The organism is Streptomyces sp. NRRL B-1140 (genome assembly GCF_001280065.1).
Taxonomy (GTDB): Bacteria; Actinomycetota; Actinomycetes; order Streptomycetales; family Streptomycetaceae; genus Streptomyces.
The window spans coordinates 33,437-54,304 of record NZ_LGEA01000069.1; the positions used below are offsets into that span (position 1 = coordinate 33,437).

16 protein-coding genes and 4 pseudogenes are annotated in these 20,868 nt (G+C 71.9%); 11 read left to right on the forward strand and 9 right to left on the reverse strand.

Features of this window, described 5'->3' with window-relative positions; genetic code table 11:
• Positions 1-58: 58 nt before the first annotated feature.
• Genes ADK65_RS08655 through ADK65_RS08665 form a run of 3 tightly spaced genes read right to left on the reverse strand, consistent with a single transcriptional unit; the run spans position 59 to position 2,685 of the window.
• The gene (locus tag ADK65_RS08655; RefSeq protein WP_053669350.1) at positions 59-1,216 is read right to left on the reverse strand and encodes an acetyl-CoA C-acetyltransferase; all 1,158 of its coding nucleotides are present in this window, start codon (positions 1,214-1,216) and stop codon (positions 59-61) included.
• 38 nt (positions 1,217-1,254) lie between these two features.
• Positions 1,255-1,842 carry a TetR/AcrR family transcriptional regulator gene (locus ADK65_RS08660; RefSeq protein WP_420708992.1) on the reverse strand — a complete coding sequence of 196 codons (588 nt, stop codon included), beginning with the start codon at positions 1,840-1,842 and terminating at the stop codon, positions 1,255-1,257.
• A gap of 54 nt (positions 1,843-1,896) precedes the next feature.
• Entirely contained in the window at positions 1,897-2,685 is a 789-nt protein-coding gene (locus tag ADK65_RS08665) for an SDR family oxidoreductase (protein WP_053669354.1), read from the reverse strand.
• A gap of 128 nt (positions 2,686-2,813) precedes the next feature.
• Here ADK65_RS08665 and ADK65_RS08670 point away from each other — a divergent pair, with 128 nt between their 5' ends.
• The 3 genes from ADK65_RS08670 to ADK65_RS08680 are packed head-to-tail and all read left to right on the forward strand — an operon-like array spanning position 2,814 to position 5,841.
• Positions 2,814-3,671 carry an enoyl-CoA hydratase gene (locus tag ADK65_RS08670; RefSeq protein WP_053669356.1) on the forward strand — a complete coding sequence of 286 codons (858 nt, stop codon included), beginning with the start codon at positions 2,814-2,816 and terminating at the stop codon, positions 3,669-3,671.
• Complete coding sequence (locus tag ADK65_RS08675; protein ID WP_053669358.1) at positions 3,671-4,840, forward strand: acyl-CoA dehydrogenase family protein; 1,170 nt, start codon at positions 3,671-3,673, stop codon at positions 4,838-4,840. The genes ADK65_RS08670 and ADK65_RS08675 overlap by 1 nt, the downstream gene beginning before the upstream one ends.
• Positions 4,840-5,841, forward strand: coding sequence for an acyl-CoA dehydrogenase family protein (locus ADK65_RS08680; protein ID WP_053669360.1), 1,002 nt, complete (start codon positions 4,840-4,842; stop codon positions 5,839-5,841). Before ADK65_RS08675 ends, ADK65_RS08680 begins: the two co-directional genes overlap by 1 nt.
• A gap of 18 nt (positions 5,842-5,859) precedes the next feature.
• On the opposite strand, the gene ADK65_RS08685 is transcribed toward ADK65_RS08680, so the two are convergent.
• Genes ADK65_RS08685 through ADK65_RS08700 form a run of 4 tightly spaced genes read right to left on the reverse strand, consistent with a single transcriptional unit; the run spans position 5,860 to position 9,336 of the window.
• Entirely contained in the window at positions 5,860-6,924 is a 1,065-nt protein-coding gene (locus ADK65_RS08685) for an NAD(P)H-dependent flavin oxidoreductase (protein ID WP_053669362.1), read from the reverse strand.
• On the reverse strand, positions 6,921-7,688 hold the full coding sequence (locus ADK65_RS08690; RefSeq protein ID WP_053669364.1) for a CoA-transferase subunit beta: 768 nt from the start codon (positions 7,686-7,688) through the stop codon (positions 6,921-6,923). The genes ADK65_RS08685 and ADK65_RS08690 overlap by 4 nt, the downstream gene beginning before the upstream one ends.
• Entirely contained in the window at positions 7,685-8,548 is an 864-nt protein-coding gene (locus ADK65_RS08695; protein ID WP_053669367.1) for a CoA transferase subunit A, read from the reverse strand. Before ADK65_RS08695 ends, ADK65_RS08690 begins: the two co-directional genes overlap by 4 nt.
• Positions 8,545-9,336, reverse strand: coding sequence for an enoyl-CoA hydratase family protein (locus tag ADK65_RS08700; RefSeq protein ID WP_053669368.1), 792 nt, complete (start codon positions 9,334-9,336; stop codon positions 8,545-8,547). Before ADK65_RS08700 ends, ADK65_RS08695 begins: the two co-directional genes overlap by 4 nt.
• A gap of 79 nt (positions 9,337-9,415) precedes the next feature.
• Here ADK65_RS08700 and ADK65_RS08705 point away from each other — a divergent pair, with 79 nt between their 5' ends.
• Positions 9,416-10,192, forward strand: coding sequence for an SDR family oxidoreductase (locus tag ADK65_RS08705; RefSeq protein WP_053669370.1), 777 nt, complete (start codon positions 9,416-9,418; stop codon positions 10,190-10,192).
• A 58-nt stretch (positions 10,193-10,250) separates the two neighbouring features.
• On the forward strand, positions 10,251-11,159 hold the full coding sequence (locus ADK65_RS08710) for an SDR family oxidoreductase (RefSeq protein WP_053669371.1): 909 nt from the start codon (positions 10,251-10,253) through the stop codon (positions 11,157-11,159).
• A 47-nt stretch (positions 11,160-11,206) separates the two neighbouring features.
• Here the strand turns inward: ADK65_RS08710 and ADK65_RS08715 are convergent.
• Positions 11,207-11,659: pseudogene (locus ADK65_RS08715) on the reverse strand (DUF3533 domain-containing protein); the annotation flags it as partial.
• A 2-nt stretch (positions 11,660-11,661) separates the two neighbouring features.
• Here ADK65_RS08715 and ADK65_RS08720 point away from each other — a divergent pair.
• Positions 11,662-12,200, forward strand: a pseudogene (locus ADK65_RS08720) (amidohydrolase family protein); the annotation flags it as partial.
• Positions 12,201-12,473: 273 nt separating this feature from the next.
• Here ADK65_RS08720 and ADK65_RS39160 read toward each other — a convergent pair.
• Positions 12,474-12,807, reverse strand: a pseudogene (locus tag ADK65_RS39160) (glycoside hydrolase); the annotation flags it as partial.
• Positions 12,808-12,999: 192 nt separating this feature from the next.
• Between ADK65_RS39160 and ADK65_RS37965 the strand changes: the two are divergent.
• The 5 genes and pseudogenes from ADK65_RS37965 to ADK65_RS08745 all read left to right on the forward strand — a co-directional run.
• Positions 13,000-13,101 (forward strand): annotated as a pseudogene (locus ADK65_RS37965) (LacI family transcriptional regulator); the annotation flags it as partial.
• A gap of 141 nt (positions 13,102-13,242) precedes the next feature.
• Entirely contained in the window at positions 13,243-15,228 is a 1,986-nt protein-coding gene (locus ADK65_RS08730) for a beta-galactosidase (RefSeq protein ID WP_053669375.1), read from the forward strand.
• A 28-nt stretch (positions 15,229-15,256) separates the two neighbouring features.
• Entirely contained in the window at positions 15,257-17,392 is a 2,136-nt protein-coding gene (locus ADK65_RS08735; protein WP_053669376.1) for an alpha-galactosidase, read from the forward strand.
• Between the two features lie 18 nt (positions 17,393-17,410).
• A complete protein-coding gene (locus ADK65_RS08740) occupies positions 17,411-18,922 on the forward strand; it encodes a glycoside hydrolase family 43 protein (RefSeq protein ID WP_053669377.1) in 1,512 nt (503 codons plus the stop codon).
• A 103-nt stretch (positions 18,923-19,025) separates the two neighbouring features.
• Positions 19,026-20,789, forward strand: a complete 1,764-nt coding sequence (locus ADK65_RS08745) for a cellulase family glycosylhydrolase (protein WP_053669378.1) — start codon at positions 19,026-19,028, stop codon at positions 20,787-20,789.
• Positions 20,790-20,868: the final 79 nt, after the last annotated feature.

Genomic DNA, 20,868 nt, shown 5'->3' on the forward strand with positions numbered 1-20,868 from the left:
GCGACGGCCACCTGAGCCCGCTCGGGCCGGCTGACGTCCTCCAGCGCCTGTATTTCGGTCACAGGCGTTCGATGATGGTCACGTTGGCCTGGCCGCCGCCCTCGCACATCGTCTGCAGCCCGTAGCGGCCGCCGGTGCGTTCCAGCTCGTGCAGGAGGGTGGTCATGAGCCGGGTGCCGGTGGCTCCGAGCGGGTGGCCGAGGGCGATGGCGCCACCGTTGGCGTTGACCTTCGCGGGGTCGGCGCCGGTCTCCTTCAGCCACGCCAGCACCACGGAGGCGAAGGCCTCGTTGATCTCGACCAGGTCGATCTCGTCGAGCGTCATCCCCGACTTCTTCAGGGCGTACGCGGTGGCCGGGATCGGGGCGGTCAGCATGCGGATCGGGTCCTCGCCGCGTACGGAGAGGTGGTGCACACGGGCCCTGGGGGTCAGACCGTGCTCCTGTACGGCCCGCTCCGACGCGATGAGCAAGGCCGAAGCGCCGTCGGAGATCTGCGAGGAGAGGGCGGCCGTCAGCCGGCCGCCCTCCACCAGCGGCTGCAGGCCCGCCATCCTCTCCGGGCTGGTGTCGCGGCGCGGCCCCTCGTCGTGGGCCACGTCGCCGTACGCGACGGTCTCCCGGTCGAAGCGGCCCTCGTCGATGGCCCGGATCGCCCGCTGGTGGGAGCGGAACGCGAACTCCTCCATCGCCGTGCGGGAGATGTCCCACTTGCGGGCGATCTCCTCGGCACCGAGGAACTGGTTGACCGGCCGGTCGCCGTAGCGGGCCCGCCACCCGGCCGATCCGGCGAACGGGCCTTCGGTCAGGCCGAGCGGTGCGGCGGCCTGCCGGGTGGCGAAGGCGATGGGGATCTGCGACATGTTCTGCACGCCGCCGGCCACGACCAGGTCCTGGGTGCCCGACAGGACCCCCTGCGCGGCGAAGTGCAGGGCCTGCTGAGAGGAGCCGCACTGGCGGTCGACAGTCACACCGGGCACCTCCTCGGGCAGTCCGGCGGCCAGCCAGCAGGTGCGTGCTATGTCACCGGCCTGCGGGCCGACGGTGTCGAGGCAGCCGAACACCACGTCCTCGACGGCGGCCGGATCGACGCCCGATCGATCCATGAGCGCGGTCAGCACATGGGCGCCCAGGTCGGCCGGGTGAACGGCGGACAGTCCGCCGCCGCGTCGGCCGACCGGGGTGCGCACCGCTTCGACGATGTAGGCCTCGGCCATGACGTCTCCTTCTCTGTGTCTGCGCGTTGCAGGACTGCCTAGGAGTCGTGCAGGGCGATGCCCTCCAGCACCATCGACAGATACTGGCGGGCGATCTCCTCGGGGCTGTGCCGGCCGCCCGGCCGGTACCAGGACGCGGCGACCCAGACCGTGTCGCGAACGAAGCGGTAGGTGAGCCGTACGTCCAGGTCGGGCCGGAAGACCTTGGCGGCCACTCCGCGCTCCAGGGTTCCCAGCCATGCCTTCTCGAACTTCTGCTGCGACTCGACGAGGTAGGCGAAGTGCGGCCGGGTACCGAGGTGCCTGGATTCCTTCTGGTAGATGGCGACCGCGTCGAGGTGCCGGTCGATCTCCCGGAAGGACTCGGTGACCAGGGCCTCCAGGGTTTCCCTGGGGCCGAGACCGGCACCGAGCACGGCGTCGTACCGGGCCCAGAGCTCGTCCAGGAAGCCGGAGAGGATCTCGTCCAGCATCGACTCCTTGGAGTCGAAGTGGTAGTAGAGGCTGCCCGCCAGGATCCCCGCCGCGTCCGCGATCTTGCGGACGGTCGTGGCGTTGTAGCCCTGCGCGGCGAACACCCGGGCCGCGATGGCCAGGAGTTCCTCGCGCCGCTCGGCCGGGCTCACCGTGGACTTCTTGTGGTCGCTGTCGCTGCTTTTCGGCACGGGACCATTCTCGCCTCACGGGTGCTGGCTGCTGACCGACAGGACCTCGCCGGTCAGGTACGACGAGTAGCCGCTGGCCAGGAAGACGATCACGTTGGCCACCTCCCACGGTTCGGCACAGCGCCCGAAGGCCTCCCGGCCGGTGAGTTCCTCCAGCAGCTCGGGGGTGGTGACCTTGGCGAGGTGCGGGTGCATGGCCAGGCTCGGCGAGACGGCGTTCACCCGCACTCCGTAGGCGGCGGCCTCCATCGCGGCACAGCGGGTGAGGGCCATGACACCGGCCTTCGCGGCGGCGTAATGGGCCTGCCCCTGCTGCGCCCTCCAGCCGATCACCGAGGCGTTGTTGACCACGACGCCGCCGGTGCCCGCGGCTTTCATGCGGCGTAGTGCGGCGCGGGTGCAGCGGAAGGTGCCGTTGAGGGTGACGTCGAGGACCTTGTGCCATTGTTCGTCGGTCATGTCGGCGATGTCGGCCGTGCCGCCGAGGCCCGCGTTGTTGACCACGATGTCCAGGCGTCCGTGGTGTTCCTCGGCATGGTCGAACAGCGAGGTGACCTGGTTTTCGTCCGTCACGTCACAGAGCAGTGCGGTGACGCGGTCCGCTCCGAACTCGGTGGCCAGTTCCGCCTCGGACTCCTTCAGGCGGCGGGCGTGGGCGTCGGAGATCACGACCCGTGCGCCCTCCTCCAGCAGCCGGCGGGCGGTCGCGCCTCCGATCCCGGCGCCCGCGGCTGCCGTGACGACGGCGGCGCGGCCGGCGAGCAGGTGGTGGCCGGGCAGATAGGGCGGTGGGGCCGCGGTCATGGCCTGCCTCCTCGGACAGCGTGCCGCCGGTGTCCGTTCCCTCGGCGGGCTGTGGCGCCGGGACGACGCTCGACGGCCGACGCCTCGTACGTTAACCTACCAAACACTTGTTAGGGAAGGAGGGGGCGATGTCCACTGCCCGCCCCGCGCCCACCGAACCCGTCCGTTACGAGCGCCGGGGAGCCGTCGCCCTGGTGACGATGGACCGGCCCGAGTACCGCAACGCCCAGAACTCCGCGATGACCTACGCACTGGACCGGGCCTTCTACCGCGCGTCGGACGACGACGAGGTGAAGGTGGTGGTCCTCGCCGGAGCCGGAAAGCACTTCTCCGCCGGCCATGACATCGGCACTCCCGAGCGGGACGCTCATCTGCCGTTCGACCGCAGGGCGGGACTGTGGTGGGACCACTCGCGGACGACGGGGGCCGAGAACCGCTTCGCCCGCGAGTCCGAGGTGTACCTGGGCATGTGCCGGCGCTGGCGCGAACTGCCCAAGCCGCTCGTCGCCTCCGTGCAGGGCGCGTGTGTGGCCGGTGGGCTGATGCTGGCATGGGTGTGCGATCTGATCGTCGCCTCCGAGGACGCCTTCTTCGCCGACCCGGTGGTACGCATGGGCATACCGGGCGTCGAGTACTTCGCCCACCCGTGGGTGATGCCGCCGCGGATCGCCAAGGAGTTCCTCTACACCGGCGACCGGATGAGCGCGCGGCGCGCCTATGAGGTCGGCATGGTCAACCGGGTCGTGCCCCGCGAGGAACTGGCCGGGCACGCCTTGGAACTGGCGGAGCGGATCGCGGCGATGCCCCGGCTGGGCCTGGCGCTGACGAAGCGTGCCGTCAACCAGGCCGAGGACCTCCAGGGCCTGCACGCGGGGCTGGACTCGGTCTTCGGGCTGCACCATCTCGCCCACGCCCACAACGCCGAGACGAGCGACGACCCGCTCGGCGGGATGGACGTGCGCGCGATGAAGGAGGCACGCCGCTGATGGATCTCGACTTCAGCGCCGCCGAGGAGGCGTTCCGGACGGAGGCGCGGGACTGGCTCGCCGCCCGTGTGCCGTCCGTCCCGCTGCCGTCGCTGGAGACCGCCGAGGGGTTCGCCGCCCATCGGGAGTGGGAGGGCACGCTCTTCGCCGACCGCTGGTCGGTGGTCTCCTGGCCGGAGCAGTTCGGCGGCCGGGGCTCCTCCCTGCTGGAGTGGCTGATCTTCGAGGAGGAGTACTACTGGGCCGGCGCGCCCGGCCGGGTCTCCCAGAACGGCATCAGCCTCCTGGCCCCCACGCTCTTCGAGCACGGCACCGAAGAGCAGTGTGCGCGGGTCCTGCCGTCCATGGCGAGCGGTGAGGTGATCTGGGCACAGGCCTGGTCCGAGCCGGAGGCGGGGTCCGACCTGGCCTCGCTGCGGTCCGCGGCCGTGCGGACGGAGGGAGGATGGCGCGTCAGCGGCCAGAAGACGTGGTCGTCCCGGGCGGCCTTCGCGGACCGTGCGTTCGGTCTGTTCCGCAGTGACCCGGACGCCGGCCGGCCGCACCTGGGCCTGACGTATCTGATGTTCCCGCTGGACGCCGACGGGGTGACCGTGCGGCCCCTCGGCCGGCTGGACGGCAAGCCCGCCTTCGCCGAGTTGTTCCTGGACGACGTCTTCGTGCCCGACGAGGACGTCATCGGGGAGCCGGGACAGGGATGGCCGGTCGCCATGAGCACCAGCAGGAACGAGCGGGGGCTGACCCTGCGCAGCCCCGGCCGCTTCACCGCCGCCGCCGGCCGGCTGACGGAGCTGTGGCGCTCCGGCGCCGAGCCCGGTGCCGCAGCGCTGCGCGACCGGGTCGCCGACGCGGTCATCCGTGCGCGCGCCTACCAGTTGTTCACCTACGCCCATGCCTCACGCATCGCCGCCGGTGGGTCGATCGGCGCCGAGTCCAGCCTGAACAAGGTCTTCTGGTCGGAGCTGGACATCTCGCTGCACGAGACCGCCCTCGATCTGCTCGGCCCCTGGGGCGAGCTGTCCGACGAGGCCGGTGAGGCTCCGGCGCACGGCAGTTGGGCGGAGGGCCACACCTTCTCGCTCGCCGGCCCCATCTACGCCGGCACCAATGAGATCCAGCGCGACATCATCGCCGAACGGCTGCTCGGCCTGCCGAAGGGCCGCCGGTGATGCGCTTCCTCCTCGACGACGGGCAGCGGGAGTTCGCCCGCACCCTGAACCGCATGCTGGGATCCGCGGGCACGCCCGGTGTCGTACGGTCCTGGGCGGCCGGCGACCACGGCCCGGGGCGGGCCTTGTGGGCCGGGCTCGCGGAGGCCGGCGTCTTCGCCCTCTCCGTTCCGGAGGAGTACGAGGGCCTGGGACCGCTCCCCGTGGAGCTGGCCGTCGCCTTCACCGAGCTGGGCCGGCATGCCGTGCCCGGTCCGCTGGCCGAGGCGGCCGCCGTCGGTACCCTGCTGGGCCGGCTCGGGGGCGACGTGGCCCACGCCTGGCTGCCGCAGCTCGCGTCCGGCAAGGCGGTGGCGTCCCTGTACGTCCGGTCCCCAGGGGGCAGCCCGTACGCCCTGGACTCCGACGCAGCGGACGCGGTGTTCGTCGTGGACGGCGCCGCTCTGGGGCTCGCCCGGTCGCACGGTCCGGTGCAGCCGTCGGCCGACCCGGCACGGCGGCTTGCCCGTCCGCTGGGGGAAGCCGTGCTCGTGCGGGGGCCCGCGGTGGTGGCGGCTGCCGCGTACGCCGCCGATGTCGCGGCGCTGGCGACGGCCGCGCAGGCCCTCGGGCTGGGACGTGCGCTGCTGGAACGCACGGTGGGGTATGTGCGGCAGCGCACCCAGTTCGGCGTGGCCGTCGGTTCGTTCCAGGCGGTGAAGCACCGACTGGCCGACACCCTGATCGCCCTGGAGTTCGCCCAACCCCTCGTGTACGGCGCCGCCTTGGCCCTGGCCGCGGACGACCCTGCGGCGGGCCGGGAGGTCGCCGCGGCGAAGGTGTCGGCCTGCGAAGCGGCGTGCGCGGCGTCGAGAACGGCACTGCAACTCCACGGCGCTGTCGGATACACCGAGGAATACGACCTCTCGCTGTGGATCCGCAAGGCCCGCCCGCTGCGCAGCGCTTGGGGCACGCCGGCCGCCTGCCGTGCACGCGTCCTGGCGGCGCACGGTCAGCGATGAGCGGCGCGCGCAGCACCCTCACACGACCGTCGGCAGACGGCCCAGAGTGGCGTGTGCCTCTGCCATGATCCTTTCGACCAGTTCGGCGCAGGACGGCAGGTCGTCGATCAGTCCTGCGACCTGGCCGCCGGCCATCACACCGAGGTCGGTGCGGCCGTCGACCATCGCGGCCTTGAGGAGCATCGGGGTGTTGGCGGCCAGGAGGACCTGGCTCCAGGTCAGTTCCCTGCCGTGTTTCATGGCCAGGCCGTCGCGTATCACGGCGGCCCAGCTCATGCCGGAGTCCCGTTTGAAGGCGGAGGCGTGCCGCAGGGCACGCAGCAGGGAGGCCGTACGGCCGGAGCGCTCCAGCGCGTCCACGAGGTCGGTGCGCAGCATCCGGTGGGGCAGGCCGTCGACCTTGGTGGTGACGGTGACGTCCTGGACGCCCGCGGCGAGGTAACGGGCCTTGACCGCGTCGGGGACGGTGCTGTCGGAGGTGAGCAGGAAGCGGGTGCCCATGGCCACGCCGGCGGCGCCGTAGGCGAGGGCCGCGACGAGTCCGCGTCCGTCCCGGAAGCCGCCGGCGGCGATGACGGGGATGTCGACGGCGTCCACGACCTGCGGCAGCAGCACGGTGGTGGCGACGCTGCCGGTGTGGCCGCCGCCCTCGCCGCCCTGCACGAGTACGGCGTCGGCGCCCCAGGCCGCGACCTTCTCGGCGTGCCGGCGGGCGCCCACGGAGGGGATGACGACGACTCCGGCGTCCTTCAGCCGGGCGATCAGCTCCGGCCGGGGCGCGAGCGCGAACGAGGCGACCTTGACGCCCTCGTCGAGGATGATCCGGACCCTCTCCCCCGCGTCCGAGGCGTCGGCCCGCAGATTGACACCGAAGGGCGCGCCGCTGCGGGACCTGACCTCGCGCACGGCCGAGCGGAGCTGCTCCGGGGTCATGGTGGCGGACGCGAGGATGCCCAGGGCCCCCGCGTTGGCGGCGGCGGAGACCAGGCGGGGGCCGGCCACCCATCCCATGCCGGTCTGGACGATGGGAGTGCGCACACCGACGAGTTCGGTGAAGGCCGTGGCGATCGGGGTGTCGCTCATGCGGGCACCTCCCGGTCTCGGACGCCCTCCGGGTCGATGACCTCCCGGACGAGGCGCAGCTCCTCGGTGGTGGGTTCACGGGTGTACGGCACCTCGTCGGGGACGGTGAGGGCGAAACCGGTGGCCGCGAGGACCTGTCCGACCGTGACCCCGGGGTGCAGCGAGCGCAGCCGCATCGAGCGGTCCGGGGTGGCGAAGTCGAAGACGCCCAGATTGCTGATCACCTGCGGGACGTGGTGAAAGCGGGTGGCCGACGGGCCGGCCTCGGCGGCACGGTCGTAGCCGACTCCGCACACCATGTCGACCTGCTCCACGAAGACCCGCCGGGAGTGCTTGGGTACCCAGTAACTGGTCGGATTGTTCAGGGTGTTGACGGGGGCGCCCCGGGCCCCCAGGAGTTGCCGGGCGGGTCGGGTCCAGTCGCCGATGCACGAGATGTTCTGGTTGCCGTGGCGGTCGATCTGACTGGCCCCCATCATCACGTGCCGCCGTCCCGTGGCCACGAGAGCCAGGTGCTGCCGGTAGGGCAGCCAGCCCTCCACCACCTGGGCCCGGGCACCGAGCGCCGGGACGTCGCCGATCAGCAGTGCCTCGCCGTCGGTGAGCAACAGGTCGGGCGCGAACGTCAGCTTCGCCAGGCGGGCGCCGGCGGTGGGGACGGTGCCCATGGGTGCGGCCAGGACCTCCCCGGCGTGGCGCCATGCCTCCGCGCAGGCCACCACGCAGTGCTCGGCGCGCGTCGCCTTGTCTGCAGGACTGCTCATGCCCGCTCCTCGTGGAATGCCGTGACCGCCATCTGGTAGGTCTCTTCGTCTGCGGACAGCCAGCGCTCCGTGAACGCCTGCCACGCCTCCGGGTCGCGGGCGGCGACGGCGTAGGCGCGCTGGAAGGCTTCGTCGCGGTCGTAGTCGGGGGCACAGGAGGTGAAGTGGGCGCCGTCGGGTGTCCGGACGACCCCTGTCACGAAGGCGCGCTTGACGAGCAGGGTCTGCGGGGCCGCGTCCTTGAGCAGGTCGGCCGTGTCGACGAGCTGCTCGCAGGAGACGTAGGCGGCGTCGGCCGCCTGGCAGAACAGGTCGTCGAAGTACGGGTCTGGCCCCAGGTACTGGGCGTTGCCCTGTGCGTCCGCCCGGTTGAGGTGCACCAGCGCCGCGTCCAGGCGCAGCGCCGGAACCGCGACGAACTCCTCGCCGTCCGCATAGGGCGAGACCACCGTGCGCAGGTGCGGGTTGACCTTCATCACGTCGGAGCCGAGACCGGCCCGGACGGGCAGGAAAGGCAGCCGCTGCGCGGCGGCGGTCAGACCCCACATGAACATCGCCTCGTCCAGTTCGACCAGGTCGAAGGCCGCGCGCTGCCGGGCCGCGGTGAAGTGGGGCTCCAGCGGGATGGAGTCCAGGGTGGCGAACGGGGCGACGAGGGTACGGATGCGTCCCGCCGCGGCGAGCAGGCCGACGTCGGGACCGCCGCAGGACACCACGGTCAGGTCGGTGACGCCGGAGCGCAGCAGTGCGCGGATCAGGGCCATCGGCTTGCGGCGTGATCCCCAGCCTCCGATGCCCAGCGTCATGCCGCTGCGGAGCCGGCCGACCACCTGTTCGGCCGTCATCGTCTTGTCGCTCAACGCGTCTCCCCTTCGGACGGCTTGGGCGGTGTGGACGGCTCGGAGGACGTCGACGACACGAAGGCCTCGCGGTAGCTGTCCGACACGCCCCGGAGGTTGGCCTCGAAGGTGAAGCCCTGCTCGAAGCGGTAGCTGCGGCGGACGTCCACCGGGTCGATGCCGTTGATCGAGGCCTTGGCGAAACGGATGAGGAGCCCGTCCTTGGCGGCGATCTCCCTGGCCAGCTCCATCGCCGCGGCGTGCAACTGCTCACGCGGGACGACCCGCCACACCGAGCCGTGGCGGTGGAGTTCCCCGGCCGTCACGGTGCGCGAGGTGTAGTAGAGCGTGCGCATCAGGTGCTGGGGGACCAGCCGGGCCAGGTGGGTGGCCGCGCCGAGCGCGCCCCGGTCCAGCTCGGGCAGTCCGAAGGTCGCGTCGTCGCTCGCCACGATCGAGTCGGCGTTGCCGATGAGGCCGATGCCGCCGCCCACGCAGAAGCCCTGCACTGCGGCGACCACGGGGACCTCGCATTCGTAGACCGCCGCGAACGCCTCGTAGCAGCCGCGGTTGGTGCCGACGAGCGCCGTGTACCCCTCGGTGCGCTGCATCTCCTTGATGTCGGCGCCGGCGTTGAACCCGCGCCCCGCGGCGGTGAGGACGACACAGCGCACGGCGGGGTCGGAACCGGCCGCGCGCACCGCGGCGGCCAGGTCGTACCACCCCTGGACGGGGACGGCGTTGACGGGTGGGAAGTCCACGGTGATGACGGTGATGCCCTCTTCGGGGTTTGCGGTGGAGACACCCATGGGCGGATCAGCTACCTTTCCACCAAACGTTTGTTAGGTGTGAAGGTAGCAGCGCGGTACACGTCGCGGGAGGCCCCTCATGGCAACGATCACCGACCTGAGCGGACGGGTGGCGGTGGTCACCGGCGGCACGAGGGGCGTGGGCGCGGGCATCACCCGGGCCCTGCTGGAGGCCGGTGCCGAGGTGGTGACCTGCGCCCGGCGCCCCCCGGCCCGGCCCGTCGAAGCGGCCGGGCGCACCGCCCGGTTCTTCCCGGTCGACCTGCGCGAGGCGGACACCGTCGGTGCCTTCTTCACCCGCCTGAAGGGCGAGTACGGCGGGCTGGACATCCTCGTCAACAACGCCGGGGGCACGCCGTACCGGATGCTCGCGGGGGGCGGCGCCGAACGGCACGCCCGGGTCGTCGAGTTGAACCTGCTCGCTCCCCTGACCGCCTCCCTCGCCGCCTACGAGCACATGCGCGGCCGGCCCGGCGGCGGGTCGATCGTCATGATCGGCAGTGTCAGCGGCAGCCGTCCCTCGCCGGGCTCGGCGGCCTACGGCGCCGCCAAGGCGGGGCTGGAGCAGCTGGCCCGCAGCATGGCCGTGGAGTGGGCCCCGCGGGTCAGGGTCAACACCGTGGTCCTCGGCATGGTGCGCACCGAGCTGTCGCATCTGCACTACGGCGACGAGGAGGGCGTCGCGGCCGTCGGCCGCACCGTGCCGCTCGGCCGGCTCGCCGACCCGGCGGAGGTGGGTGACGCCTGTGTCTTCCTCGCCTCCGAACGCGCGGCGTACATCAGTGGCGCGAGTCTGCTCGTCCACGGCGGCGGCGAACGCCCGGCCTTCCTCGATGCCGCCACCGCCGACAACTGACGTGCCGAGCACGCCCGTTCCCCGGTCTCCCAGACTTCTCAGCGAAGGGAATCAGAGCATGTCCGGACTGTGCAGCGAACGTGTCGCGATCGTCACCGGGGCGGGGCGCGGGCTGGGCCGGGCGCACGCCCTCGCTCTCGCCGGCGAGGGCGCGAAGGTCGTCGTGAACGATCTCGGTGCCGGTCTCGACGGGACCGGCACCGAGGCGGGGCCCGCCCGGCTGGTCGTCGACGAGATCGTCGCTCGCGGCGGGCAGGCGGTCGCCCACGGCGGGGACGTCGCCACGGCGGAGGGCGCGGCCTCGTTGATCCGTACCGCCGTCGAGACCTACGGCCGCCTCGACACCCTGGTCAACAACGCCGGGTTCCTGCGCGACCGTATGCTGGTGAACCTCGACGAGGACGACTGGGACGCCGTCATGCGCGTCCATCTCAAGGGGCACTTCCTGCCGCTGAAGCACGCGGCGGCCCACTGGCGCGCGGAGACGAAGGCGGGCCGTGCCCCCGCGGCCCGGGTCGTCAACACCAGCAGCGGGGCCGGGCTGTCGGGCAGCCTCGGTCAGGGCAACTACTCCGCGGCCAAGGCCGGGATCATCGGGCTGACCCTGGTCGCCGCCGCCGAGATGGGCCGCTACGGCGTCCTGGTCAACGCCATCGCCCCGGCGGCTCGCACCCGCATGACGGAGGCGACGTTCGCCGAGACCATGGCGGCTCCCGACGCCGGTTTCGACGCCATGGCACCGGCGAACGTGTCCCCACTCGTCGTGTGGCTCGGCTCCGCGGCTTCCGCCGGTGTGACGGGGCGGGTCTTCGAGGCGTCGGGCGGTCGCATCACGGTGATGGAAGGGTGGCGCCCCGGTCCCACGGCGGACAAGGGCGCCCGCTGGTCCCCGTCCGAAGCCGGGGAGGCCGCACGGAGACTCCTTGCGGAGGCGGCGACTCCGGAGCCGGTGTACGGGGCGAGGTGAACACCGGACGGGTGTGCCACCTCGGGTACGTGCCCGCGGGCGGCACGTCAGCCCGCGAGGGACGTCTCCGGCAGCGTCTCGGGTTCTGTGGCGGGGGCGTCCGGGTGCCGGCGTTCGTTTCGCCACGAGGCCGCCCAGGAGAGCAGCGCGCCGCCCATGGCGTAGGCCCCGCGCACCCAGAGTGCGGACGTGACCGCATGGCCCGAGAAGTAGACCGTGTTGCGGACCAGCGTGGTGCCGGCCCCCGGCGGCAGTGCCTGTCCGATCGCGCTCCAGAACGCGGGGAGCAGCGGTGCCGGGTAGACGCCGCCGGAGCTCGGGTTGCCCAGCACCACGAAGAGCAGGATGACCACGCCGGTGCCCAGCAGTCCCAGCAGGGTCTGCAGGGCGAGCGCGGTCGCCGCCGAGGCGAGGACGACCAGGGCACCGATGCCGCTCAGGGCCCAGAAGTGACCGTCGAGCGCGCCGAACACCGGTCCCACGACGGCCGCTCCGGCGATGGGGCGAGACGGACCCCGGATGGCTGCAGCGGCCCGATGTGGAGCGTGGCCTGGCGGCACTCCGGGACCGCGGGCTCGGCTACGACGTGCTCGTCCGCAGCCACCAGCTCGACCAGGCGATCCGGCTGGCCGAACGGTTCCCGGACCTGCCCCAGGTGCTCGACCACGCGGGCGAGCCGCCCATCGCCGCGCGTGACCTGTCGGGCTGGGAACGCGAGGTGCGCCGGCCGGCCGGTCATCCCCACGTGGTGTGCAAGGTGTCGGGACTGATGACCGAAGCCGACCACGACAGCTGGACCACGGCCGACATCCGGCCCGTCCGGGAGGTCCTGCTCGACTCCTTCGGCCCCGACAGGCTGATGTTCGGCTCGGACTGGCCGGTCGCGAACCTCGCGGGCGGCTGGAAGCGCTGGCCGCCACCGTGGACGAACTGCTCGACGGCTGCACCGATGACGAGATCCAGTCCGTCCTGTCCGGCACCGCGACCGCCTTCTACCGCCTCACGCCGCCTCGGCAGGAGGCGACCTCACGAGGCGCATGACGAGGGCGGACGGTTGACCTTGCGTCTCCGTCCGCCTGCGGCCCGCGAAGGACACGTGGCGCGGCGGACCATGGGAAACATCTCGATCGCCGTGACAGAACCGGGCTTCGGGGCCTGGGTGTTCGGGCCTCGGTGTTCGGCAACCTCGACCAGCTGACTCCCGCCCAGGCAGCGTCGGCCGCCGTGGACGCGGGCCGGGACGCGGGCATCCGGTGGAACGACACCGGTGGCCCGAAGACAAACACGAGCGCCGACAGGCGCCGACAGCCGGCTGCGGTGGCGGTGGAAGGCACGCAGTTCGACCGAGACGGCCTGGGCGACCTCCCGCACGAGGCCCTCGTCCCAAGTCGCCCCGAGCCCCAGGGCCCCGCGGGAAAACGGTCGCTTCGCCGAGCCAGGACACACCGTGCAGTGCCTCCGTGCCGGTGCGGAACGAGGCGAGGACGAGTCGCTCGACGGCCGGGGCGTACTGGTGCAGGAGGGCGATCCGCTCGTCGAGTGTGAGCCGCCCCGGCAGGTCGTCGACGCGCTTCGCCACGGGCAGCGCGGGGCCACGGAGCGGAAGCCGATCGGCGGCGGGCAGGGACGCAGAAGCCACGAGGCACATCCCTTGAAGCAGGCCGGTTTTGGAGTGTTGAAGCGCTTCGACAATGCCACCGGTCTCACGAACTGTCAATGCACAGGCGGAAAGGGATGCTTTCTCTGGTATCACGCCCTCTTGTTTCGAGAGAAACATGTCATTAACGTTCGCCGACAAGTGAAGCGCTTCGACGCTTTGAGAAAGAAGGCCGCTCATGAGCACCCCGACGCCGGCGCCCGGGCCCTGGCGGGCCGCCGCTCGCACGTCATCGCCCTGGCGGTGCCGCTGCGCACCGACGTGCACGTCCCGATCATGATGGAGAGGCGGTCAGGCAGTTGATGCGTCGGCCCGACGCCACGTCCCGGGGCGAGTCGCCGCGGACGAACGGCTGCTCCTCACACCGCTTCTGACGGTGCGCCAGAGCAGCAGCTTTGCCACGTCGATCCATCGGGAGGGCCCGTCATGACCTCGCTACACCTCACCGACCGTCTGGGCGGACTCGCCTTCGGTGGCGATTACAACCCCGAGCAGTGGGACGAACCGGTCTGGAAGGAGGACGACGAGCTGATGCGCCGGGCCAGGGTCAACCTGGCCACCGTCGGTGTCTTCTCCTGGGCCCTGCTGGAACCCGAGGAGGGCCGCTACGACTTCGCCTGGCTCGACACCCACGTCGACCGGCTGCACGCGAACGGCGTGGCCGTCGACCTGGCCACCCCCACCGCCTCCCCGCCGCCCTGGTTCACCCTGGCCCACCCCGACGCGCTGACCGTCCGGCCCGACGGCACCCGCCTCACCCACGGCAGCAGGGACACCTACTGCCTGACGGCTCCCGCGTACCGGAACGCGTCCCGCCGGATCGCCGGGGCCCTCGCGGAACGCTACGGCGACCACCCCGCCCTCGCACTGTGGCACGTGCACAACGAGTACGCCACGCTGTGCTACTGCGACCACACGGCGGCCGCCTTCCGGGTGTGGCTGCGTGACCGCCACGGATCACTGGACGCCCTCAACGAGGCGTGGGGGACGGCATTCTGGAGCCAGCGCTACGGCTCCTGGGAACAGGTGCTGCCGCCGCGCGCGACCAACTGGCACAAGAACCCCGGCCAGCAGCTGGACTTCCACCGCTTCTGGTCCGACGAGGTGATCGCCGCCTACCGCGAGCAGCGCGAGACGATCCGCGCGCACAGCGACCGCCCGGTGACCACCAACCTCATGCTGCCCGCCTACCAGAACATGGATCTGTGGGCCCTCGCCCGCGAGCTCGACGTGGTCAGCTCCGACCAGTACCCGAGCGCTCCGGGTCTGGATGCCGCCGCCGACGCCGCCTTCCACGCCGACCGCGCCCGCTCACTGGGCGGCGGACGGCCGTGGCTGCTGATGGAACAGGGCACCAACACGGTGTACGACCGGGACCGGGTCCTCGCCAAGGAGCCCGGGGACGTCCTGCGCCACACCCTCGGCCACATCGCGCGCGGTTCGGAGGGCGCCCTCTTCTTCCAGTGGCGGCAGTCCCGGGCCGGTGCCGAGACATGGCACTCGGGGATGGTGCCGCACGCGGGATCGGACAGCCGGATCTTCCGCGAGGTCACGCAGACCGGCGAGGCGGTCGCCCGGCTCGGCGAGCTGGCCGGGTCGACCGTCACCGGCTCGGTGGCGGTCCTGCACGACGCGGACGCATGGTGGGCACTCGGCGTGGACGGCCTGCCGTCTGCGGGCCTCGACTACCACGCGGCACTCGGCCGGGCCCACCGCGCTCTGTGGGACGCCGGTGTCACGGTCGACTTCGCCCACCCCGGACACGATCTGGGCCGGTACCCGCTCGTCGTCGCACCGGCCCTCTTCCTCCTCTCCGACGAGGCAGCCGAGAACCTGCGCCGCTACGTCGCGGGCGGCGGAACGCTTCTGGTGCAGCACGCGAGCGGATACGTCGACGACCGCCTGCACGCCCGTCTGGGCGGGTATCCGGCGCCTCCCCTGCGCGAGGCACTGGGCATCCGCGTCGAGGAGTACCGGCCGCTGCGGCGGGACGAGCGGCTCACCCTGTCGGACGGGTCGCACGGCACCGTGTGGAGCGAGTCCGTGCGCGCCGACGGTGCGCAGACGCTCGCCGCGTACACCCACGGCATGCTCGCCGACCGCCCGGCGCTCACCCGTCACCGCTTCGGCACCGGTCAGGGCTGGTACCTCTCCACCCTCCTCGACGACACCGCATACGCGGCCCTGGTCGCCCGGCTCCTCGGCGAGGCGGGCGTGGGACCCGAGGTGCAGGGTCTGCCTCGCCGGGTCGAGGCCGTGACCCGGCACGCCCCGGACGGCCGCCGCTGGCGCTTCCTGATCAGCCATCGCACCGAACCCGTGCCGCTGCCCGAGCCCGCCCACGACCTGCTCACGGGCGGCCCGGTGTCCGAACTGCCGCCCGGCGGCTGCGTCGTGCTCCGTATCGCCTGAACCCCGCCGACCGATCGGAAGGGCACCCATGACCAGCGCACCGCAGATCCTCCGATGGGGCCACCGGGCCCTGGAGGTCGAGATCGGCGTCGCCGAGGACGGCATCGCCCGCCTCACCCGGATCGGCCGCCCCGGTGGCACGCCTCCCGAGCCGCGTAGCCGGCCTCCGCTGCCCCTGGTGGAGGTGACGGCCGCGGGTCACGGCCGCGCCTGGTCGGGCGGGCGCCTCATCGACACCTCCCTCGGCACGCGTCTGCGGTACCGCGAGCACCGAGTGACGCGTGACGGCGAGTGGCATCTGCTCACGGTCGGACTTCACGACCCCGAGAGCGGTCTCGCCGCGGAAGTCACCTACCGCTCCCCGGGCGGCGTGCCTGTGCTGCGTGCCGAAGTGGCCCTGCGCAACGAGGGGGAAGCCACCCTCCACCTGGAGTCGGTCTCCTCCCTCGTCGTGGGCGCGCTAGCCGACGGGCCGGATGCGGTCGAGGCGGCGGACCTGCTGTGGGCCGAGAACGACTGGGTCGCCGAATGCCGGTGGCAGCGGCAGCCGATGCGGGTGACCTCTCCCTTCCTCGGCGACCGCGTCGTCTACGACAACGGCAAGGGCGAGTTCACCCGGACCGGCCGGGGCGTGTGGTCCAGCTGCGGCCGGCTCCCCATGGGGGGCCTAACCGGTCGTGGCACGGGCCGTACCTGGCTGTGGCAGATCGAGCACAACGGCGGCGGCTGGCACTGGGAGTGCGGCGAACGCGACACGCTGGTCTACGTGGCCCTGTACGGCCCGAACGACACCCACCACGGCTGGCGGCAGCCGCTGGAGCCCGGTGCGCAGTTCGCCACCGTACCGGTCGCCCTCGCCTTCGGCGACGACGGCGGCCCGGACGAGGCGTTCGCCGCACTCACCCGCTACCGGCGCCTCATCCGCCGCCCGCATCCGGACCACGAGCGGCTCCCCGTCATCTTCAACGACTACATGAACTGCCTGATGGGCGACCCGACGACGGAGAAGCTGCTGCCGCTGATCGACGCGGCCGCCGACGCGGGGGCGGAGTACTTCGTCATCGACGCCGGCTGGTACGACGGCGACGACGGCGGCTGGTGGGACAGCGTGGGCGCCTGGGAGCCCGCCGCCTCGCGCTTTCCCGGCGAGCGCGGGATCCACGAGGTGCTGGACCGCATCCGGGAGCGCGGCATGGTGCCCGGTCTGTGGCTGGAGCCCGAGGTGATCGGCGTCCGCAGCCCCATGGCGAAGTCCCTCCCGGACGAGGCGTTCTTCCGCCGTGACGGTGTCCGCGTCACGGAGACCGGCCGCCACCACCTCGACCTGCGCCACCCCGCCGCCCGCGCCCACCTGGACCAGGTCGTGGACCGACTGGTCGGCGAGTGGGGCGTCGGCTACCTCAAACTCGACCACAACATCGACCCGGGCTCCGGTACCAGTGCCCACCCCGGGGAAACACCGGGCGCCGGTCTGCTCGGTCACAACCGGGCCCACCTCGACTGGCTCGACGGCATCCTGGACCGCTTTCCGCAGCTCGTGGTGGAGAACTGCTCGTCCGGCGGTATGCGCTGGGACTACGCCCTGCTGTCCCGGCTGCAGCTGCAGTCCACCAGTGATCAGCAGAACCTCCGGCTGTACGCGCCCATCGCCGCCTCCGCCCCCACAGCGGTCACCCCCGAGCAGGGCGCCGTCTGGGCCTACCCGCTGCCGCAGGACTCCTTGGACGAGGTGGCCTTCACCCTGGCCAACGCCCTCCTCGGGCGCATCCACCTGTCGGGTCCGCTGCCGGACCTGCGGCCCGAGGCCCTTGCCCTGGTGCACGAGGCCGTCGCCGTGTACAAGGCCATCCGCAGCGACCTGGCCCGGGCCGTCCCCCTCTGGCCGCTCGGCCTGCCGGCCTGGGAGGATCCGTGGCTCGCCCTGGCCCTGCGCACCTCCGACACCACGTACCTCACGGTGTGGCGCCGCTCCGGCGCCGAGGCCACCACGCGTCTTCCCCTACCGCACCTGCACGGCTCCGCGGCGCGCATCGAGGTGCTCTACCCGGCCGCGAGCCAGGCCGCCGCCCACTGGGATCCCGGCACATCCGACCTCATGCTGACGCTGCCCACGGCTCCGTCCGCGGTGCTGATCCGTCTCGGCACCACGTCGACCGACCGCTGACCAGAAGGATGTGACCAAGTGCCAGAACATCAGCTCCCCGAGACCGCCGTGACCAACCCCGTGATCCCCGGCTTCCATCCCGACCCCAGTGTCTGCCGGGTGGGTGACGACTACTACGTGGTGTGCTCCAGCTTCGAGTACTTCCCCGGCATCCCCGTCTTCCACAGTCGCGACCTGGTGCACTGGACGCAGATCGGCAACGCCCTGGACCGGCCCAGCCAGCTGCGTCTGCCCACGGAGATGTCGTCGTCCGGCGGCATCTACGCCCCCACTCTGCGCCACCACGACGGCCGTTTCTGGCTGATCGTCACCAATGTGGCCAAGGGCGAGGGGAACCTTCTGTTCACCGCCACCGACCCCGCCGGGCCCTGGTCCGAACCGGTGCGGCTGCCGGGCGTCAAGGGCATCGACCCGGACCTCGCCTGGGACGAGGACGGCACCTGCTGGTGCACGATCGCCGGGGTCTCTCAGGTGCGCATCGACCCGTCCACCGGGGAGACGCTCGGCGAGCCGCGACCGCTCTGGTCCGGCGGCGTCGACGCGATGGCCCCGGAGGCACCGCACCTGTACCGCATCGGCGCGTACTGGTACCTGCTCATCGCCGAGGGCGGCACCGAGCGCGGCCACGGTGTCTCGATCGCCCGCGGCACGTCTCCCTCCGGCCCGTTCGAGCCGTGCCCCCACAACCCGGTCCTGACCCACCGCGGCACCAACCGCCCGGTCCAGAACACCGGACACGCGGATCTGGTCCAGGCACCCGACGGCTCGTGGTGGATGGTGCTGCTCGCCGTGCGGCCGCGGGGCGGCACGCCGGGCTGGCACGTGCTGGGCCGTGAGACGTTCCTGGTGCCGGTGGAGTGGGTGGAGGCATGGCCGGTCGTCGGCGAGGTGCCGTCCGAACTGCCCGCACCGGCCTGGCCGCTCGTCCCCGTGCCCACCGAGCCCGTCCGTGACGACTTCGACCTCACTGAGCTGCGGCCGCAGTGGATCTCCGTGCGGGACCGTCTCGTGGAGCACTGCACCACCAAGGAACGCGCCGGCTGGCTGACCCTGCGCGCCCGCGGCGCCTCGCTCGACGAACGGGACGTCGTGTTCGTGGGTCGCCGTCAGCAGCACCTGACGTGCCACGCGCGGACCCGCGTCGACCCGGCGGAGGGCCGCGGCGGCCTCGCGGTCCGCCTGGACGAGGAGCACCACTACGAGATCGAGGCGTCCGCGGGAGAGGTGCGGATGCTCGCCCGGGTGGGGCCCCTGCGCACCGTCGTGGCGTCACGGTCCGTGCCCGCCGGGCCCGTGGTCCTCGGGCTCCACGTCTCCCCCACCCGTGCACGGGACGCCCGCACCGGGCCGGACACCCTCACGTTCGGCGTCGAGGAGCCGGACGGCACGTTCACCGAACTCGGCACCCTCGACGGCCGCTACCTGTCGACCGAGGTGGCCGGCGGCTTCACCGGCCGCGTCATCGGCCTGTACGCCGGGGCCGGCACGGTCCACTTCGACTGGTTCGACTACGAGCCCCTCGGCTCCTGATCCGGCGCCGGGGCGCACCGCGCGAGCCGCTCTTCCTCGACCTGCCTGAAGGCACCATCCCCCCACGGGCGGGTTCCGCCCGGCTGACAGAGAAGGGTCAGACATGAAGAGATCGCACCACCTGACCGGCCGCCGTCGTCGCGGCCCGGGCCGCGTGCTCGGCCTCCTGCTGGCGCTGGTCACCATGATCGGGCTGACCAGCACCACGGCCTTCGCCGCTCCCGGCCATCGGGGCTCGCTCCCGACACGGCTCCCGAAACTCGCCGCCACCCCGATGGACACGGTGGCCGCGATGCAGCCCAGCTGGAACCTGGGCAACACGCTGGACGCCATTCCCGACGAGACGTCCTGGGGCAACCCGAAGGCCACCAAGGCCGTGTTCGACACCATCAAGGCCCAGGGCTTCCGCAGCGTCCGCATTCCCGTCACCTGGACCGACCACCAGTCCTCCACGGCCCCCTACACGATCGACGCGACGTGGATGAACCGCGTCAAGGAAGTCGTCGACATGGCCCTGGCCGACGGTCTGTACGTCGTCATCAACGTGCATCACGACTCGTGGCAGTGGATCGCCGACATGCCCACCGACCACGACGGCGTCCTGGCCCGCTTCAAGGCCAGCTGGACCCAGATCGCCGCCAAGTTCAGGAACTCCCCGCAGAGGCTGCTGTTCGAGAGCAACAACGAGCCGCAGTTCGACAACACCACCGACGCCCAGGGCATCCGGTACAACAGGGAGCTGAACACCGCGTTCCACACCGTGGTACGCCGGTCCGGCGGCAACAACGCGACCCGGCTGCTCGTCCTGCCCACCCTGCACACCAATTCCGGCCAGGCCTTCCTGGACGCCCTGGCGGGCGAGATGAAGGCGCTGGACGACAAGAATCTCGTGGCCACCGTGCACTACTACGGCTACTACCCGTTCAGCGTGAACGTCGCGGGCGGCACCACCTTCGACGCCACCTCGCAGCAGGACATGAGGGACAACTTCTCCAGGATCCGTGCCACCTTCACGTCCAAGGGCATCCCCGTCTACCTCGGCGAGTACGGCCTGCTGCAGTTCCCCGACTCCAACCACCCCTCCCGCATCGAGCGGGGCGAGGCGCTGAAGTTCTACGAGCAGCTCGGCTACGACGCCCGCACCGCCGGTGTGACCACGGCCCTGTGGGACGCCGGAAGCTGGAACTACCTGAACCGCACCACCCTGCGGTGGTCCGACCCCGAGCTGTTCGCCGCGATCAAGTCCAGCTGGACCACCCGCTCGGGAACCGCCTCCTCGGACCGGCTCTACCTGGCGAAGTCGAGCGCCATCACGGCCACATCGCTCACGCTGAACCCGAACGGCACCACCTTCCGGGGCCTCTGGCAGGGCAACACACCACTCGTCCGGGGCCGGGACTACACCGTCTCCGGAAACCAGCTCACCCTCACGGCCTCCGCTCTCACCAGACTGGCGGGCAACCGCGCCTACGGGATCAACGCGACGATCCAGGCCCGTTTCTCCGCGGGCGTCCCCTGGAACATCTACGTGACCACGTACGACAAGCCGGTGCTCTCGGGCGCGAGCGGCAACACCTCCGACGGGCTCGGCATCCCCACCCGCTTCCGCGGCGACGAGCTGGCGACCATGGAGTCCAAGTACGCCGACGGCAGCGTCGCCGGCAACACCTCCTGGACCCCCTACCAGGAGTTCAACGGCGCCTTCTCACCCCTCTACTCCGGCAACGCGATCGACCTGACCCCCGCCTACCTCAACGCCCTGCGTGACGGTGAGCAGGTGACGCTGACCTTCCACTTCTGGAGCGGCTCGACCGTGACGTACCGGGTGACGAAGAACGGAGGCTCGGTGACGGGAACCGTCGCCTGACCGTGCCTCGCCTCGCCCCGGATGAGTGACGGGCGCCTGGCCCACGCCCGGCATCACACCGGCCTGACCGCCGGGCCGA